The 16178-nt window shown below is 45.3% G+C and carries 17 protein-coding genes; 8 read left to right on the forward strand and 9 right to left on the reverse strand.

Annotation, left to right across the window (positions count from 1 at the left end):
* Positions 1-83 precede the first annotated feature (83 nt).
* From Q1A86_RS00985 to Q1A86_RS00995, 3 genes are all read left to right on the forward strand, one after another.
* Positions 84-359: a hypothetical protein gene (locus Q1A86_RS00985; protein WP_299801849.1), complete on the forward strand. Its 276-nt coding sequence runs from the start codon at positions 84-86 to the stop codon at positions 357-359.
* Between the two features lie 49 nt (positions 360-408).
* Complete coding sequence (locus tag Q1A86_RS00990) at positions 409-654, forward strand: hypothetical protein (protein WP_299801851.1); 246 nt, start codon at positions 409-411, stop codon at positions 652-654.
* Between the two features lie 183 nt (positions 655-837).
* Positions 838-1590: an SDR family oxidoreductase gene (locus Q1A86_RS00995; RefSeq protein WP_299801853.1), complete on the forward strand. Its 753-nt coding sequence runs from the start codon at positions 838-840 to the stop codon at positions 1588-1590.
* Positions 1591-1677: 87 nt separating this feature from the next.
* Here the strand turns inward: Q1A86_RS00995 and Q1A86_RS01000 are convergent, their stop codons facing one another.
* Both Q1A86_RS01000 and Q1A86_RS01005 read right to left on the reverse strand, forming a co-directional pair.
* A complete protein-coding gene (locus Q1A86_RS01000) occupies positions 1678-2097 on the reverse strand; it encodes a VOC family protein (protein WP_299801854.1) in 420 nt (139 codons plus the stop codon).
* A gap of 37 nt (positions 2098-2134) precedes the next feature.
* A complete protein-coding gene (locus Q1A86_RS01005; RefSeq protein ID WP_299801855.1) occupies positions 2135-2743 on the reverse strand; it encodes an NAD(P)H-dependent oxidoreductase in 609 nt (202 codons plus the stop codon).
* A gap of 164 nt (positions 2744-2907) precedes the next feature.
* Between Q1A86_RS01005 and Q1A86_RS01010 the strand changes: the two genes are divergently transcribed.
* The 3 genes from Q1A86_RS01010 to Q1A86_RS01020 all read left to right on the forward strand — a co-directional run bounded on the left by Q1A86_RS01010 (position 2908) and on the right by Q1A86_RS01020 (position 5407).
* Positions 2908-3543, forward strand: coding sequence for a metalloregulator ArsR/SmtB family transcription factor (locus Q1A86_RS01010; RefSeq protein ID WP_299802242.1), 636 nt, complete (start codon positions 2908-2910; stop codon positions 3541-3543).
* Positions 3544-3546: 3 nt separating this feature from the next.
* A complete protein-coding gene (locus Q1A86_RS01015) occupies positions 3547-4251 on the forward strand; it encodes a pseudouridine synthase (RefSeq protein WP_299801857.1) in 705 nt (234 codons plus the stop codon).
* 553 nt (positions 4252-4804) lie between these two features.
* The gene (locus Q1A86_RS01020) at positions 4805-5407 is read left to right on the forward strand and encodes an acetate uptake transporter (RefSeq protein ID WP_299801859.1); all 603 of its coding nucleotides are present in this window, start codon (positions 4805-4807) and stop codon (positions 5405-5407) included.
* A 109-nt stretch (positions 5408-5516) separates the two neighbouring features.
* Here Q1A86_RS01020 and Q1A86_RS01025 read toward each other — a convergent pair whose 3' ends face one another.
* The 3 genes from Q1A86_RS01025 to Q1A86_RS01035 all read right to left on the reverse strand — a co-directional run bounded on the left by Q1A86_RS01025 (position 5517) and on the right by Q1A86_RS01035 (position 8650).
* Positions 5517-7052 (reverse strand): MFS transporter, encoded by a 1536-nt coding sequence (locus Q1A86_RS01025; protein WP_299801861.1) that lies wholly within the window; start codon positions 7050-7052, stop codon positions 5517-5519.
* A 453-nt stretch (positions 7053-7505) separates the two neighbouring features.
* Entirely contained in the window at positions 7506-8195 is a 690-nt protein-coding gene (locus tag Q1A86_RS01030; protein ID WP_299801863.1) for an LrgB family protein, read from the reverse strand.
* Positions 8192-8650, reverse strand: coding sequence for a CidA/LrgA family protein (locus Q1A86_RS01035; protein ID WP_299801865.1), 459 nt, complete (start codon positions 8648-8650; stop codon positions 8192-8194). The genes Q1A86_RS01030 and Q1A86_RS01035 overlap by 4 nt, the downstream gene beginning before the upstream one ends.
* Positions 8651-8758: 108 nt before the next feature.
* Here Q1A86_RS01035 and Q1A86_RS01040 point away from each other — a divergent pair, with 108 nt between their 5' ends.
* Complete coding sequence (locus Q1A86_RS01040) at positions 8759-9661, forward strand: LysR family transcriptional regulator (RefSeq protein WP_299801866.1); 903 nt, start codon at positions 8759-8761, stop codon at positions 9659-9661.
* A gap of 162 nt (positions 9662-9823) precedes the next feature.
* Here Q1A86_RS01040 and Q1A86_RS01045 read toward each other — a convergent pair whose 3' ends face one another.
* The 3 genes from Q1A86_RS01045 to amrB all read right to left on the reverse strand — a co-directional run bounded on the left by Q1A86_RS01045 (position 9824) and on the right by amrB (position 11648).
* Complete coding sequence (locus Q1A86_RS01045) at positions 9824-9988, reverse strand: YqaE/Pmp3 family membrane protein (protein ID WP_012144718.1); 165 nt, start codon at positions 9986-9988, stop codon at positions 9824-9826.
* A gap of 240 nt (positions 9989-10228) precedes the next feature.
* On the reverse strand, positions 10229-10819 hold the full coding sequence (gene amrA / locus Q1A86_RS01050; RefSeq protein WP_299801870.1) for an AmmeMemoRadiSam system protein A: 591 nt from the start codon (positions 10817-10819) through the stop codon (positions 10229-10231).
* The gene (amrB, locus tag Q1A86_RS01055; RefSeq protein ID WP_299801872.1) at positions 10797-11648 is read right to left on the reverse strand and encodes an AmmeMemoRadiSam system protein B; all 852 of its coding nucleotides are present in this window, start codon (positions 11646-11648) and stop codon (positions 10797-10799) included. Before amrB ends, amrA begins: the two co-directional genes overlap by 23 nt.
* A gap of 73 nt (positions 11649-11721) precedes the next feature.
* On the opposite strand from amrB, the gene amrS reads away from it, so the two are divergent.
* Positions 11722-12831 (forward strand): AmmeMemoRadiSam system radical SAM enzyme, encoded by a 1110-nt coding sequence (gene amrS, locus Q1A86_RS01060; RefSeq protein ID WP_299801873.1) that lies wholly within the window; start codon positions 11722-11724, stop codon positions 12829-12831.
* 164 nt (positions 12832-12995) lie between these two features.
* Here amrS and Q1A86_RS01065 read toward each other — a convergent pair whose 3' ends face one another.
* Positions 12996-15962: an ImpA family metalloprotease gene (locus Q1A86_RS01065; RefSeq protein ID WP_299801875.1), complete on the reverse strand. Its 2967-nt coding sequence runs from the start codon at positions 15960-15962 to the stop codon at positions 12996-12998.
* Between the last annotated feature and the right edge of the window lie 216 nt (positions 15963-16178).

Raw genomic sequence — 16178 nt, forward strand, 5'->3', positions numbered from 1 at the left:
TAACAACTGTTAACCTGACATTAACCTGACTTATGGTTAAGGTTTAATTCTCTATATAGGCAGTTATACAGGGAGTTAAATCAATGCCGACAAGTTTAGATAAGCCACAGAGACAGGCTGAAGGGGCACGGGTCAACAGCCGTCATATACAGGCTAGCCAAGCAGAGAAAACTCATCCTCAACAAGCAGAGCATCATCGCCCTAAAAATGATTGGAGTTGGTTTGACGTAATTGAGATGCAAACCGAGTTTGCGTTATTTCAGTCGATGGCGCGTTCGAAGACATTGACCGTGATGGTTTGTCTCGGTGCATTAGCCTATGGTGGATTTATTTTATTTTTACTGAAGATGGCAGCGTAATAGTTTTAAGGGGTAATAGTTTTAACAGATAATCGCTAAGGAGAGCGTAATGTTTGCATTGGCCGCTGAATTATTGTTTTGGGTTGTTTGGGACTTTGTATTGTCTTTTGTGTTCTATTTTACCGGAGCGCTACTGCTCTATATCTTTAGCTTTGGAAAAATCAATTACTCTCTGTCTCCGGCTCGATTTCTATCAAGACAAAGAGTACGAGGTCGCTCGGAAACCGATAAGCCTTTTCTTTTAGGTTTTGCGTGTTATATAGGCTTACTTGTACTCGCTATCTGGCTGAGCTGACTTGTTTCTTAAGTGATGTATCAAAAGTTACTTTTCAGTAGTTACATTTCAGCATAGATAATCAGAAGTTATATTCAAAAGTGACCTTAGTTTTCACCATACCAGCTAGGTTTACATTCTCATCTCTGAGCAGTAGTTTAAGTTAAATAATGGCTAAGGATGGTAACTTTTTAGGGAGATATGATGGCAAACCGTCAAAGGATATTAATCACAGGCGCGAGTTCAGGACTAGGAAAAGGTATGGCCATAGAGTTTGCCAAGATGGGACGAGACTTGGCTCTATGTGCACGTCGAGTCGATCGTTTAGAAGACCTTAAGCAAGAACTGCTACAGCTAAATCCTAATATTAAGGTTTCGGTTAAAGCACTCGATGTGAATCAGCATCAAGCTGTCTTTACGGTATTTAATGAGTTTAAGTCTGAGTTTGGCCAGCTAGATAGAATTATTCTCAATGCGGGGATGGGGAAGGGGGCATCGATTGGTACCGGACATTTTGAGGCAAACAAGCAAACCGCTGAAACCAATTTTATCGCTCTGTTGGCGCAAGCCGAAGCGGCTATGACGATTTTCAGGCTACAGAATGCCGGTCATTTGGTGACAATTTCTTCTGTTAGTGCGTTGCGAGGCTTTAGACGAGCTATGACGGTTTATGCTGCCACTAAGGCGGCGGTAACTTCGTTAACGGAAGGGATCCGTATCGATGTAATGCACACGCCGATTAAGGTTAGTTGTATTCATCCTGGCTTTATTCGTAGTGAAATTAATGAGCATGTGGCAAAGGTGCCGTTTATCGTCGATACGCAAACGGGTTGTAGAGCCATGGTTGCTGCCATTGAAGCCGAAAGAGCAAGCAGTTTCGTACCACGTTGGCCTTGGTCTATATTACACAGATTACTGCGCCTTGCTCCGAGTGGTTGGATAAGACGAATGAGTTGATCAGGCTCATTTTCAGCGATATATCTTTGTTACTGGGATACCTCTGTTTCTGATATTCCTTTGCTACTTAAGCTAAGCCTAACACTTTTAATCGTAGCGATTACGCAGTGTTGGGATATCAGTTAAGTATTCGACAAACTCGACCTCATAACCGTCAGGGTCAATAAAGTAGACATTACGTCTGAAGGGATCTTCGGCGCCGGGTTTATCTATGTCTCGGCCGGTTTTTGCCAAACGAGCGATAACACCATCTAGGTCGTCGGTGACAAAAGCAAAATGTGCCATGCCTACTTGATGGCCTGTTAAGTCGCGATTATCAGCATCCCCATCATCATTAAATGTTAGGTATTGATAGTCATCACCAAAGTGGACCCAGTTACGTTCCACTCCGTGCCAAGTCGATTTTCCGCCACCTCTAACCTGCCAATGGGGAAAAACCGCGCGATAAAAGTCGAGCGCTTTAGGGATATCTCTGACAACCAAATTTATGTGTTCTAAACGCATCATGACAAACTCCTTGTTACTGAAATTATGATTGGATTGATTACATGCCGTAGCTATATTCTTGCTGTTTTGGAAAAGGTTGGTGTTGGTGCTGAAAACGGATCGCTTTTAAGGCTTCACTGTATTGCTCAAGCATATGCAAACTGTAGTCTATACGTTGGCGTAAATGTAATTCTCGTTCATCATCGACCTCGTTATGGTTAAGCACCTGCTCAACGTTTCGAATGATTAAGTGATCGGGTGTCGCCACAAGCTTATTATTCTTCAAGGCATTCATTCTCAATTCGGCTATGGGGTAGGCGCCGCTGATCCCACTGACAACCGCCACCAGAAGTGCTGGCTTATGGGCCGTATCTTGGTTGTCACACATCAATAAAAAGTTCTTCATTAATGGCGATGCCATGCCGCCCCACTCTGGAGTAATTAACACCAGTGCGTCGGCGTTTCTTAGCTGCTGAGCAATCAAGGGCCAGCGACTATCATCGGTTGACTTAGAATCTGCTTCACCGTCCCAAAAAGATAAGTTGTACTGGCAAAGCTCGATGTGATTGACCTTGCTAAAGCCTTCAACTCGTTCGTTCAGATAACGCGCAACCTTTGCACTTTGTGACGGGCTTCTCTGGCTAGCACTCACAATGACTAATTCCATTTTAGTAAACCTTTTTGTTTATTTAAGTTTTAAGTAAAGTAATCTCTTTATAAAATAAAGTAAAGAAAAAAGTTTACTTAATTGCTGGGTGAGTAATAATGGCGTTAGTCATACTGCTTTTATGGCTAAGAACCATAAAAGCAGAGCAGTTAAAAGAGGTGTCGATGAAGACCAGTGATAAGATTTTGCAGATGTTAAAAACCCAAGGCGAATTAACCGCTAAAGTGATTGCCAGTGATTTAGGGCTAACCACCATGGGCGTGCGTCAGCACTTACAAAGCCTTGAAGAAAGCCAAGATGTAGTGTTTGAAGATAGGAAGGCTACCCGTGGCCGACCAACACGCTTTTGGGCGTTAACACCGCAAAGTAACAGTCACTTTTCCGATCGTCATGAAGAGCTAACGGTGCAGTTAATCGATTCGGTTAAGATTGTCTTTGGTGATGGTGGGTTAGAGCAGCTTATTGCTCACCGTGAACAGGCATCTTTAACCCTTTATCGTGATGCGTTAATGGGGGCTGATACCTTAGTGGCTAAATTACAGAGCTTAGCTCAATTACGTACTGACGAAGGTTATATGGCTAGCGTTGAGCAAGTCGATGGGTGTTATTGGTTACTTGAGAACCACTGCCCTATCTGCGCGGCTGCATCTGCATGCCTTAACTTTTGTCGCTCTGAGTTGCAGCTGTTTCAAACCCTGCTCGAAGAGGACGCTATAGTTAGTCGTGAAGAGCATATCATCGAAGGTGCGCGGCGTTGTGCTTATAAAGTGATGCCTCACAATAAAGACAATGGTCAATAAGTCATGGAATCAAAACGGGCGCGTTTAGACAGGTTTATCAGTGCAAAAACCGGTATTAATAAAAAACATGTAAGATTGATACTCGCTAAAGGCCAAGTGCTGGTGGATGGTGAAGTGGCAAGAGATATCGACCAGATCATCGATGAGTTCTCCCATGTTTGTTTCGACGGGAAAGTATTACAAGCGAATGCGCCGAGTTACGTGATGCTCTATAAACCCGTAGGTGTGGTCAGTGCCACAGTGGACGACAAACATAAGACGGTTATCGATCTACTTGAGCGAGACGATAAACAAAGTCTACACATAGTTGGGCGATTGGACTTAAATACCTCAGGGTTACTGTTACTCACCAATGATGGTCGTTGGTCGAAGAAGTTGATGTCGCCAGATCATAAGGTGGGTAAGGTATATAGGGTGACGTTGAAAAACCCTATCGACGAATCCTATATTGCGGCATTTGCAAATGGCATGTACTTTGAGTTCGAAGACATTACCACGCTTCCTGCGACACTCGAAATAGTCGATGACTACACCGCTTTGGTGACATTAGTCGAAGGTCGCTACCACCAAATAAAGCGGATGTTTGGGCGTTTTCGTAATCCGGTTATTGGCCTACACAGACTATCGGTTGGGGCTATTGAGCTGGATCCACAATTGGCAGTGGGACAGAGCCGAGATCTCTTGGGCACTGAGATCCAAATCGCCTAATGAGAGACTGACTTTTAGTCTGTTGCTAACCACTGAATAGCTATCTAATCGTTAGTTGTACCTTAGTTGAATATGAGCATTTTCGTTTCTCAGAACTACTTTTACTGCATTTTCTGTTAATAAACTTTCAGTTTTTTTAGGAGAAAACGGAAAGTTTTGCCCGATTAAGGCGAAATTTGATAAAAAAAGAACCAATTTATTAGTTTGTGAGCTGGTGCAATTTTTCAACACTTTTACAGAGTCAATTTCATCAGCTGCTAATGTGCTAAATTAGATGAAGCGTGTCGAATGTATCAAAGTGGTGCTGTTTTGTGAGTTGTGTCACACACTGTTTGATTGTTAATCCTGATAAGGTTTACCAATAGGTAACATATTGATTATTTAGGAATATGCTGTTTTTTATCCCAGCCTAAAGATTTTTCCCCTCCAAGTTAACTGATTTGCTCGGCTGCAATGCTTCCACTAGAATGCGCGCGCTCAAATTAACTTAATTTAATAATGCGCTTTGTAATGGGGTGCATTTGTTAGTGAATACTTCCTGTAGGGGAACTCAATGTCTACACAACTAGCTAATCCTGCTCCATTAGGTCTAATGGGATTCGGTATGACAACTGTCTTACTAAACATCCATAACGCAGGCTTTTTCCCAATCGATTCTATGATCTTAGCAATGGGAATTTTCTACGGCGGTATCGCTCAGGTTATCGTTGGTATCATGTGCTTTAAGCGTGGTGATACTTTCGGAACAACTGCATTTACTTCTTACGGTTTATTCTGGCTAACGCTAGTAGGCCTATTGGTTATGCCTAAGATGGGTCTTGCTGCAAGTCCTGCTGCTTTCATGGGTTGGTACTTACTACTATGGGGCCTATTCACTGCAGCACTATTTGTTGGTTCACTACGTTACCCACGTGCTAAGCAAGTTGTATTCGCATCTTTAACGATTCTATTCTTCCTACTTGCTGCACGTGATTTCACTGGTAGTGAGTTAATCGGCACTATCGCTGGCTACGAAGGTATCTTCTGTGGTTTAAGTGCGATTTACTTTGCTATGGCACAAGTACTGAATGCTGAGTTTGGCCGTGTTATTTTACCAGTTGGTCCAGTTGCCGTTGCTGCATATGAGCCTGCTGAAGAAAAGAAAGCGTGCTGCTAATTCGCTAACTTGATCGCTATCATCGTTAATTTATTGTGATGATGCCTGACTCAAGCGATAAAAAAAGCTGACCTTAGGTCAGCTTTTTTTATATCTGCACCAAACTAAATTAGCTTTGCTGCTGTAGTTTGAATAACCACTTACCGTAAAGGTAAATACCTACGGCTGATATGGTGCCAATGGCCGCGATGATATACCAAGCCATACCTATATTATGGCTATTGTATAGCAAGGTCGTTAGCTCTTGTGCTGGCTCACCGGTAAAGGCTACCAAAGTGGTAAAAGCTTCACCCTGTGGAATTGCGCTGATCTCAGTTGGGCTCATACCGCGCTGAGCAAGTAGTTCTAATGAGAAAATCTCTTTAGAGGCGTACATTTCATACAGCTTAGGGCCGAAGTAACCTTCGAGTGTCCAGCCTATACCCTGTGGCAACATCACGAAGCCTAAGTACATCGCCTTCTTACCTTCTGGGGCAATGTTACCCATAAACTCATTCTTCTTTGGGCTGATCATCATCTCGCCGAAAGAGAACATGGCAATTGCTAACACAATCATCCATGCCGCATTGGTTGCGCCAATCAATACGAAAGCGAGAATACTCAGTAGACAACCACCTAGCATCGCCGTGGTAATACGATACTTTGCAGTTAATGCTGCCACCAAGAAACAGCTGGTCATGATCATACCTGCGTTAAGGTTTAACATACCCTCAGGCATGACCTTAGTTCCGGTATTATCCAGACCTAGCCAGAATTGGAACATACCATTTGAGGTACCTTCAGGACCAAATAGCGAGGTAACAATCACACTGGTATCGACCCACTCGGCAATGTGGATCGGTAACACGTCAAATAGCGAATTAAACAGGAACCAGAAGCCTGCGAAAACCAGCATGTAGTAGATAACAACAGGTTTTTTTAGCTCATTCCAAGCATCGCGCCAAAGCGCTTCTTGGTGGATTTCACCGGCTTTAACTTTACGGTTACGCTCCATACGTTCTTCTTTGCCGGGCTCTTTATAGGCAAGTAAGAACAGAAAGTTAAGGGAGATAATGGCGGCGCAAGCATAGAAGACGTTATCCCAAGAGAGCTGACGCATATGCACGGCAACAAGCGGCCCTAAGAAACCACCAATATTCACCACTTGGTAGAATATGCCCCAGGCCATCGAGGTGTTCTGGCGTCCGGTAGAAAGTACTAAGGTGCCTTGGATCCCAGGCTTAAATACTCCGGTACCACCGGCAAGCAATATGGCGCCGAACAGGAAACCGTAAAAGCTTGGGAAGAAAGCCATGACTAAGTAGCCAGCAATCTTGATGATGGTAGAAACAAAAATCGTTTCTTTATAACCAACGCGGTCGGAGATCCCGCCAGTAAAGACTGGGATAAAGGTCTGCATAAAGGCCCAAATTGCGATAATGATACCGTAATCGCTAAGGCTAATGCCTAAACCTCCTTCAGATGTTGGGGCTTTTGCATAGAGGCCTGCACTGGCTTTTACGCCGTAGTAGGCAATACGCTCAACTAGCTCCATTCCACCGACAATCCAGAATATATAACTTAAGCTGGCGATAGAGGCCCACATCCCCAGCTGTTTAACTTCCCTTAGGTCGTTATCTGCGTAAGCATCGTTCGAATCGCTCATAACTTTCCTTCAAATGTTCTAATTATTTATAGTTATTTTATCTATTTTTATATTGTGTTGGTTTTAGGTTTGTCGACAGTGACAGTCTTTGCTAAAACGCTGCAAGCTTGTGATTGCAGCAGACACTTTACCTAATTTGGCTGTAAACACCAAAGCGTTAATTAGATCTATTAGCGCAGCATGTTTTAAACAGGGTAAAAATGAGAGGGGAAGGATCTAAAAATCAACGATAAGGAGCCATCACTCTTAGAGGGATGAGCTATGCCTGCCAAAGGTTTATCGATGGTTTGTAATAAAATGCATTAAGCCGCTTTGCTACTGAATGTACGACTCTTGGTGGAGCAATATTGTGATGTGAAAAATGTTTAAGTTGCGTGGAGGTTTGCTCTGACGTTGTTGTTTCGCATAGAGCTGGCTGCCGATATTGACAATCTGGCAACCAGAAAAGTAGAGCTATTTGATTATCACCGCGAACATAGGTGCACTCAATACCATAACGATCCCCGTAAATATCATGGTCAGACTGGCGATAACCCCTTCTTGCCTGCCTATTTCACTGGCCTTAGCCGCGCCAGCGCCATGAGCCGATGCCCCTAATGCCACGCCTTTAGCTATGGAACTGCGAATCTTAGCCACTTTAAATAGCGGCTCACAAATTAGCATGCCCATGACTCCAGTTAGCAGTACTAGCATGGCGGTGAGTTCGGGGACGCCACCAAATGCAGTAGTGGCTTCGATGGCAAAGGGGGTCGAGACGGAGCGCACCATCAAGCTATGAGAGATCTGCGATGGCATATTGGTACAAAGGGTCAATATCCAAGATGATCCAACACCTAATAATAACCCAGTGATAACCCCTAAGCTTAGCGTGAGTGGATACTGCTTTATTAACTGTCTTTCGCGGTAAATTGGCACCGCGAAGGCGATGGTTGCCGGGGCTAACATGGCGGCTAACCAGTGGGTGTAGCTGAAGTAATCACTTACCGCAATATTGAGGCTGACGACCACGGTTAGTATGATCACTGGAGCGATAATGATAGGCGCAAACCACACTCTGCGCTGGTGGCGATAGAGTGTTTTACTGGCGTAGTAGCCGACAAGGGTAAGGGCTAAGCAAAAGAGTCCTACTACCGAGTGGCTCATTGACAGGCACCTTGTTTAACCTTTTCAAGGTGCAGCTTGGCTAACTGTTTTTTTAAGTTTTGCTTATGCTCAAACTTAAACAGTCTATCGACGGTAAAGGCGGTGCCCACTAGTACACAGCAGCTGGCGGCTAACATGGAGCCTATAAGCACGACGCCATAGTGCTCAAGCAAGGCTTGGTATTTGATCACCGCAACTACAGGGGGAATAAAAAACAGCAATAGATCGCCAATCAGCCAGGTGGAACCTAGGTTGACGCTGCTCTCGGGAACCAATTTGCAGGCCAATAATAGCAGTAGGAGCCCAAGGCCGATGACACTGCCGGGGATGGGGGAGTTAATCTGCTTGGCTAACAGCTGGCAGCCCCAAGCAAATAGGCATAGTAGGGCTATCTGTCCGGCAGTAATAGCCGTTTGCTTGAGATTAATCCGAGAAGGTTTGGCAAAGGTTGCCATGATGAGGTCCAAACTAGCGTGGTTGATGTATGACTGTCAGTTTACGCTTGCCTATTTGATAAAAAAAATGAATATTAAGAATAGAATCTATAAGTAATGGTTATCTAAATGGATCTGAAAACGCTGCACTATTTTACTCAGGTGGTCGATGCGGGCGGCTTTGCTAAGGCTAGTCGTAATGTATTTCTGACTCAACCTGCACTGTCTAAGGCGATTAAAGCTTTAGAGGAAGAGTTGGGTATGGTGTTGCTTGAGCGGGGAAAGCGTGGAACTCAGATAAAGCTTACCGCAGCCGGGGAGCTGGTGTACCGCCATGCCCAGCTCTTGTTGACTCAGCGACAATCATTGTTATCTGAGCTGGAGGCGCTGCGAAATCTTACTGGTGGTACATTAAAGCTAGGTTTGGCACCATTAGGCAGTGCCGAGTTATTTGCACCAGTTATCGCCAAGTTTAGGCAGCAATATCCAAAGGTTGGTATGCAGCTGTTGGTGCGGGGCGGGGTTGAGCAGACTATAGCCTTACAGAAAAATGAGATTGAACTAGCGACAGGGATCATCGCATTTGACGGTGAATTCGACGGGCTTAGGATCCGTAATGATCCTATGGTTGTGGTCGTCCCTAAAACCCATAGCTTAGCTGAGCGTAAGGAGTTGCAACTTAAGGACTTACAATCTCTAGCGCAGGTAATGTTCGAGCCTGAATATGCCCTCTATGAGCTGATTTTAAACGCTTGCGATAAGGCTGGATTTGTTCCCGCGGAAATAACACGAGTAAGCCATGCTGACTTTGGTATCGCGTTGGTTGCGGCTGGCACGGGGATCATGGTGTTACCACAAATTATTGCCGAGCGATATCGCGTCGATGCGGTGGTGAATGTGCCACTTTCTGCGAGCGATTTAAGGTGGGAGTTGTCACTATTTTGGCGTAAGCAGCAGAGTCTCTCTTTTGCGGCCAAGGCAATGATAGAGTTAGTTAAACAGCAGCTAGAGCAGAGTGCGACACTGAGGTAATTTGCCCTTACCTCAGAGACTCAGTATAGAAGTGCTATGCCTAAATGCGTAAAAACAAAAAGCCTAGTTCATCTGAGACTAGGCTTTTCTTTAGCTAGGTTAAATAGCTGGATTAAACTGGCGTGAATTCTTTCATTGTGTGGCCGTTTCACATAGGAAGTCTTATTTCGTCACGACCCATAACGCATGTAATAAACCTGGGATGAAGAAGAGCAGGCAGAGAATAATATTGATCAATAAGTCTTTGCCGACGCCGCTTTTTAAAAATACAGCTACGGGGGGTAATAGAATCGCGATAATAATGAGTAATAGCTTGTTCGTGTCCATGACGTCATTCCCTTAATTAGAGTATCTATTCTTTACATTCGGTATCTTACAGAACGATTTACAGAGTTTCACCTGTAATGATATTGGGTTAAATCTAATACAGTTTTACATTTATGTAAACTTAAGTCCTTGAGACTATTGCTGACTAGTTTACTATCGCGTGGACTGGCTCTAAGGTCGATACTCGCGCTGAATGCAAGCGTTAATATGCGCTCGCTTAAATAGAGTAAATCTGAGCCGCTATAGTTTCTCTTCGCTAAAATGAGTCACGCCAAAGATCTCTACTTGCATATTAGGGGACCAGTAACCTCTATCCCAACCTCCTTTAGCTTTTAGCGCCTCGATAAACTCCTTTGCTTCAGGTAGTTGTTGCCAGACTTGTGGCAAAAATACCGCTTTTTTATCGTCCTCCTTTAGTACAAGGCCGAATGAGGTACCTTCAAGGCTGGCCTGTAATTCCGTTTGATTCTTTACCTCTATTCGCTTCATCTCTGATAGCAGTGAGATCTCGATGCAAAGGGCTTTAAGTTGTGACTCTACTAAGGGGAGAAAGCGTCTATCACTAAAGGCACTACTGTTAGCCAATGTTGGGATCGACTCGCTGAGAGGGCGATCGCCCTCGATACAACCCATGCAGCCTTTTAATTCTCCTTCCAGGGTAAGGGTCACGAAACATCCCAGTTTAAGCCGATTTAGTGCGTCATCGAGCGGGGCTTGAGTTACCTTTGAATGGTGCTGGGAATTAAATGCCTTAGCTAATGTATTACGGGCTAACGTCAGCAGTTGACGCTTCTGGCCGGGAGTCAGGTTAACGGCTGGCAAAGCTGGCATAGCCCACCACACGATTTTTGTCTCCGGCGGTATCGCCAGAGTTTTGGTAATTTAACTGTGTGAGGCACAGTTTATGGCGCTTAAGAAGTGGGAATAGCGCGTTGAGGCTTGAGCTGCCACAGGCTTGCTCGGGAGAAAATGTACCTTGCCCATCTAAAATTTTCAGGCAGGTGATCTTATCGAGGCGAACCGCTTCATCGTATTGATGAAAATGGCTTAAGTCTGTACTGACAACGATTAAGGTTTCTTGGCCTCCCCATAAGCACTCTAACAACTCAGCCATGGCATAGGGTTCACTCTCTCCTATCAGCAGTGGAATCAACTTAAACTCCTTGAGGCAGTGTTGCAGAAAGGGCAATTGCACTTCGAGGCAATGTTCATGCTGATGGGGAAGATCTGAGACGCTAATCAGTTGCTGAGATGCCAACATGTCCACGCTGTCGCTATCGATACCAATCTGACCCAAGGGAGTTGCAAAGTATCGACTCTGAGGCAGCGCGGCTCCATGTAGGTAAACGGTATGGGCTGGCCCGATTAATACGACTCTCTTTATGGTGTTGGCTAGGGGCTGAATTAAAGCGTAGGCATGAGCAGCAACTTGACCTGAATAGATGTATCCCGCGTGAGGTACAACGATGACCTTAATCGAGCCTTGGCCATTGCCTTGTGGTTGTAAAAAGTGATGAGTACTTATTTGCTCAGTTAGATTTGATTGAGCTAGGCACGATGTCGCTTGGGTCAAATAGGTCTCAAGCATTCGCCTCAGTTCATCAGGATCTCCGGGGTAAAATAGGTTTGCAACGGCAGCTGGACGAATCGAACCGAACATAGGCGGATTAGCTCAAGATTATCGACTAGGCTTTAAGTATAGAACATTGAGATAGCGCCCTTGGGATGTATTTATGCCAACAAACCACGGAGTCAATTCAACTCATGATATCGATATTTTCACGGTTAAGACCCAATACTGGCATCGGCTTGATGATGGTCGAGTGCAGTGCGACCTTTGCCCTCGACATTGCCAGCTCAGAGAGGGAAAACGCGGGGTCTGCTTTATTCGGCAGAATATCGATAATCAGATAGTGCTGACCAGTTATGGCCGCTCTAGTGGTTTCTGCATCGATCCGATTGAGAAAAAGCCATTAAACCACTTCTATCCAGGCAGCAGCGTGCTCTCATTTGGCACCGCAGGTTGTAACCTTAGTTGTAAGTTTTGCCAGAATTGGGATATCAGTAAATCGAGAGAGTTCGATACTTTAGGTGCTAAAGCCATGCCTGAGGACTTGGCCTTAACGGCTAAGCGTATGGGCTGCAAAAGTGTGGCGTTTACCTATAACGATCCGGTGATCTTTCATGAATATGCAATCGATGTCGCCAAGGCCTGTCATGAATTAGAGATAAACGCAGTAGCCGTTACCGCAGGTTATATCTGCCCTGAGCCGAGAGTCGAGTTTTTTAAGTATATGGACGCCGCGAATGTCGACCTTAAAGGCTTTACTGAGGATTTTTATCATAAGATCTGTGGTGGTCACCTAAGTGATGTGCTTGATACTTTACTCTATCTTCGCCATGAGACTCAGGTCTGGTTTGAGCTAACGACCCTGTTAATCCCAGGAGAAAACGATTCTAGCCAAGAGTTAGAGCGCCAGTGTCGCTGGATAACTGATAACTTAGGTCCCGACGTACCATTGCATTTCAGTGCTTTTCACCCCGATTTTCATATGATGGATAAACCAGCCACCCCAGCCTCAACCTTGACCCGAGCAAGAGAGATAGCCCTAGAGCAAGGACTGAACTTTGTCTATACAGGTAACATTCATGACCGCAAGGGGGGCAGTAGTTATTGTGCGAACTGTAAGGCGTTACTGATAGGCAGGGATTGGTATGAACTGGGCGAATATCACCTCAATAATAGCGGCAAGTGTGATTATTGTGGCTGCCAACTCCCCGGGCGCTTCGATGGTCCACCACAGCACTTTGGCCGCCGCCGGATCCCCATTTCGATAGCTTAAATAGATGGCTTGAATCTAGCTCTTGAATCGAACAAGGGCTGGAAACCGTTACGAGTAACAGACGATAAATCAAAAAGCCACCTAATATCATTGATTGGTATTAGATGGCTTTGCTTGTCGCTATTATGGCGACTTATCGTATAGCTGGTGGATTAGCCGCTGGATTATAGGGGCCAAGCTTGCAGACCATCTACGGCAACCTCTTGTAGATCTAGGCTTAAGCAGTAATCCCCAGGGTTATAGACGTATACCTTGCTGTCGATAACCGTGAAGTTAAAGCCTGCAACTTGCTCTTTTGCAAGTGGTGTCGTAGCTAAGCCCCACATCTGATACATCTGACGATAATCCAACTTAGTCGAGAAGCTCATAGCCACCATCAAGAAGTCATTGTTAGTAATGCTCTTTGCAGCATCCAGGCTATATTGACTGAAACCTAGCGGAGCACGCTTCTGAAGCCAGAGCTCTTCCGAGCCCTTAGCCCGTTCAAACTCACGCAATAAGATATGCAACCTAGCGAGCAGATGCCAGCCATTTTCAAGCGCGCCGTGTTTTTGCGCTGCAACCATCATCTGTAGCATGGTCGCCATACCGTTTGACCAGCTGGTTAGCTTTGCCGCTTGCATATAAGCAAATGGGTCGGCTTGATTCATGCTTGCTTGCAGCACGGCAAACTCATCGTCGATATCTAGGCCCTGGCACGATGGCAGTTTACCGAGTTCGCTATAAGCACGGGACTTAGTGTAATAGGAGTATGGGTTGGTCGATGCGTGGCCGTCGTGGCCATCGAAACGCAGGCGCCCCTTTTCTAGTCCGTGGCCGAGTTCGTGTATATCGCCATGCCCGGTTGGGCTAAATGACCAACCTGCATCATAAGGATTACCGGAACAGCCATAACCACAGGTGGCTTGGTCGGCATTCATATGCTTGACGGTGTCGATAGTATCGATTTGCCAGCCTTGGCTCGCGGCAAAATCGGTGATCTCTGCGACTTCATCGATAAACGGTCCCTTAAAACCTGCCAGTAGGTGCGGGTAGTTATGTACCTGCGTCATTATGGCGGTAGCCATCTTCTCTGGAGTATTCCAAAGTGGCTCGTGTTCCATCGTCTTTTGCATCTTATCGAGCTTGGAGTGCACCTCGAAATGCGCTGTTGCCAATTCGCTCCAGTCATATTGGTTAGCCGCTAACTCTTGCATAAACAGATTGCCATCCATGCCTTTGCGCCAGTACGGATGAAGACCTACTTGCTTAAAGTTAAATTGTGTTGCGAGATCTGTTTGGTCAAATCGAACTTGCATCGGGCCGCCATAGGGACTGGTCAATTTAATGGTTTCACCGGATTTGACTTCAATATGAGTCGATTGCAGTAACTTAGGACGGTTATAGCCGTTTGTTGCAAACTCGTGGGTTGAGCCTGAGCGCAGTGTATTGATGAAGACCCAAGTACGAACATCACTGCTGTCATTTCGGGTCACACTAACGGTCTGGCCAGGTAGTGCGTACACGCCTGCCGAGCGGAAGCCTTTTTTACTTTCGAGGCTCACAGCTTTGTCTGTCGGCGTAATATGACTAAAGTCGCTGCGACTAAAGTTACCGAGATCCTGTTGGACTGCATTAATATCGCGGTAGTTGTAAACGCTGTGATCGGCATAATAGGCCTTGAGATAGTTTAGGCTATCGGTTGTTGTAACATCCATAGGGTACTGGATTGTTTGGCGATAGTTGTCACCTAATAAAGTGAGATATTTATAGAGGTCGTAGTTGGGCTCGGCAAAGATATCGACCTTATTGCTTTCTAGGGCTTGGATGTTACTGCGGATAGCCGAGAGAGCCGGGCGATAGTCATCATTAAACCTGCTATCACAACTGCTGGCACAATTGGCAAGGTTGAAGTCAACTTGCTCACTGTTAAATAAACTTAGCCATAATTCTTCTTTATCGAGCGCACTGTAGCTGTTAAGCATGGCCGTTGCCGTTGGCCAGTCTGCTTTATCTTGAGAGAAGTAATTACCTGGGCCGCCAGGGCCCTGCATACCAAAGCCCATTGGATTGAGCACCGTTTGAGTCAAGGGTACGCTATTCCAGCTGTGTAGATGCATATATAGCAAGGCTTGTTTGTCATCTTGTATTTGCGCGATAAGTGGCTCAACAGTCTCGATTGAAAATAGTTCTGAAGAACCGGTGATCACAAGTGTCGCTTCGCCTAAGCAAGTTGACAGCGTGGCTTCATTGCTACAGATTTCAACTTGCCAATTAGGGTAATGCTGCCCAATCCAGTTGTTGATGCGATTAACCGTACTGCCCGCCATTAAGAATAATCTAACCTGCTGATTATCTGCCATCGAGGTTTGATCTAGGTTTAGCATCCAGCCGAGTAAACGCTTAAAGCTGGGCTCAAAATTAGCGTTATTACCTTGTTGCATGCTGGAAATGATGTCGGTACCAAAGGCGGCATTACGTTGGCCTGCAATATCGTTAGTCGCTGCGAAGGTGAGGCCTTTATTACCTGTGACTATGGCATAAGCTTTACTGTGAGGGTAGGCGTGTTCGGCGCCCGCTAGTTGGATCATTTGCGAGTGACGGCCTTGGTCATACTCGATTGCATCTTTGTCGTAGATGCTTTTGATGAGCGTGTCACCCTCAAATCGATATTGTTCAATATGTTTTAGTGCACGATTGACCATTTGCGGCGATAGGTCTTTGACGATACTAGCATCGCCGGTTTTCATTGCGACGCTAATTTTGTCCTTGAGCTGTAAAGTGAGCTGGTCTGTCGCAGTCTGGTTACTGCTATCGGTAACCGTTAGGCTGAGTGTAACACTGGTGTCTTGTTCGAGTGCGCTGGCATCTATGGTTACTCCCTCTATGCTAGCGTTTAACAGCGATACTTGGGGGCCTGAGACTTGCTGCCATTTGAATGTTGAACTGCCTGATGCGTAAATCGTCACATCGGCAGATAATGCAATAAGATTGTCATTCCAGCCGGTTACCGCTTCGCCCAAGTCTACACTTGGTGCTTGTACCTTTGGTGGCAAGGTGCCGCCATCGTTGTCATCTGAACTGGTGTCGTCTGATCCACCACAAGCCGATAAGCCTAGTAATATGCAACTCGATAAGAGCCAATGCTTCATTCTTTAACACTCCTTTTGCAATTTGCTCACATCTTGAGTTTTTTTCATGTTTAAATCAATTTAATTATCAAAATAACAATAAAAAACAATGGCTAAGCCGGAATGTTGACGTTGTCATCAATTTGACAACAATCTTGGTGTCCCCCTGTATCAAGGCCAACAGGAAATGGCATTGGCCTAAGGGCTTAATGATTAAGGCGACATAGACAGTGAAAG

Origin of the sequence: uncultured Shewanella sp., from assembly GCF_947497935.1 — a bacterium.
In the GTDB taxonomy this organism is placed as follows: Bacteria; Pseudomonadota; Gammaproteobacteria; order Enterobacterales; family Shewanellaceae; genus Shewanella.